The 1,722-nt window shown below is 64.9% G+C and carries 2 protein-coding genes; both read left to right on the top strand.

Annotated elements, in window-relative coordinates:
• Positions 1–571 precede the first annotated feature (571 nt).
• Entirely contained in the window at positions 572–1,429 is an 858-nt protein-coding gene (locus ACWJ6R_RS35910; RefSeq protein ID WP_449066474.1) for a helix-turn-helix domain-containing protein, read from the top strand.
• A 20-nt stretch (positions 1,430–1,449) separates the two neighbouring features.
• The gene (locus tag ACWJ6R_RS35905; RefSeq protein ID WP_449066473.1) at positions 1,450–1,665 is read left to right on the top strand and encodes a DUF397 domain-containing protein; all 216 of its coding nucleotides are present in this window, start codon (positions 1,450–1,452) and stop codon (positions 1,663–1,665) included.
• The last annotated feature ends 57 nt before the right edge of the window (positions 1,666–1,722 follow it).

The following is a 1,722-nucleotide window of genomic DNA, read 5'->3' as shown; positions in this document are numbered from 1 at the left end:
GGCAGGTCGGCCTGTCCCAGCAGCCGGGGCGCGGTCACCGTACGGCCTCCAGGATCCGCTCCGCCGCCGCCCGCATCGCGCTGCCGCCGCACCGGCCCTGGCCCTGAACATCAGGGCCCTGCCGGACACGGCTCCGCTCCCAGGTGAAGACGGAAGTACGGCCCCGCTGCGCCAGGGCGGTCCGGGGCCGGCCAGGTGGAAGGAAGATCTCCAGACTCGGCCGCCCGCTGGGCGGGAGCCGGACTACGGAGTCGAACCCCAGCTCGTTCAACTCCCAGGCCAACTCCACCAATTGGCCGCTTCGGCCATGGAGATCACGTGTCTTCATCTGGTCGTCCACCCCTTCACCGACTTCGAGGCCGCGTAGTACCGGCCGCAACCGCCCGTTCCTCGCGTACCTGTCGCTTGTCATGCTTCGGAACCCACCGCAGGGTGCACCGATGCGGCGGCACCCCCAACGGGTCACATGCTCAATTTGCACCTGCAAAAATGAACCTGCAAGCACTTTGGCGCGAACAGTCAAAGATTCATTACGATGCGTGAACGAACCGGCAGGCCAGGAGGTAGATCCGTGACTGACTTCTCGCCGACCGTCCGGCACCGGCGTTTGCTTCAGGAGCTACGGCGACTGCGGAGTGAGGCCGGTCTCAAGCAGGACGAGGTGGCGCGGCATCTGGACTGGTCGACGTCCCGGATGACCAAGGTGGAGGGTGGGACGCTGCGGATCTCCGTCAACGACGTCCGCGCCATGCTCCAGCTCTACGGTCTCCGCGAGGGCGCCAAGTACGAAGCGCTCATCCAACTGGCCAGGCAGGCGAGGGAACGCGGGTGGTGGCATGCCTACAGCGACGTCATCCCGCAGTGGTTCCAGGTCTACGTGGGCCTGGAGGCCGAGGCGTCCTCACTCCGGAACTACGAACCCGAGCTCATCCACGGACTTCTGCAGACCGAGGACTACGCCAGGGCCGTCTACCAGGCGGCGAGAGTGCTGGACTCGGCAGACGAGATAGAGCGGCACGTCAGCCTCCGCATGGCTCGCCAGGACGTCATCACGCGAACCGAGCACCCCATGCACTTCTGGGCGATCATGAACGAGGCGGCCCTGCGACGTCGTGTAGGTGGTGCCCATGTCATGGAGCAACAGCTTCGCCATCTGATGGAGGTCGCGACTCGGCCCAATGTGACGATCCAGGTTCTGCCCTACGGGGTAGGAGCACATGCCGCGATGCTCGGATCCTTCGCCGTCCTGTCCTTCGCCGAAGGGGGCGGCGAGGTCGCCTATCTGGAGTACATGACCGGCAGTCTGTATGTGGAGAAGCCCGAAGAGGTACAGGCGTATACGCTGGCATATGACCATCTGCGCGCTTCGGCGCTCGATCCGAGAGATTCGATCGCCATGATCGAAAAGCTCGCCGAAGAAGGTCCCTGAGCGTCGAGAGGGGGATTTGAGTGTCCCGTGAGGAACTGTCCCAGGCCGTCTGGCGTAAGAGCACCCTCAGCGGAGGAAACGGCGGCAGCTGCGTTGAGGTCGCCTCTCTGGCCGGAGGCCGGATCGGTGTGCGTGACAGCAAGGACCGGGAGGGTCCCGCACTGATCTTCACCTCTGCCGAGTGGCGGGCTTTCATCGGCGGCATCAAGAACGGCGAGTTCGACGACCAGGCCTGAGGTCAGGGCCCCGGCGAGTTGATGTTTTGAGTGGGTTCGTTCGCAGACGTACGGCCC

The sequence above is a fragment of the Planomonospora algeriensis genome, from assembly GCF_977012225.1.
The sequence above is the reverse complement of the archived record's forward strand: the minus strand, read 5'-3'. Positions and strand labels throughout refer to the sequence as shown.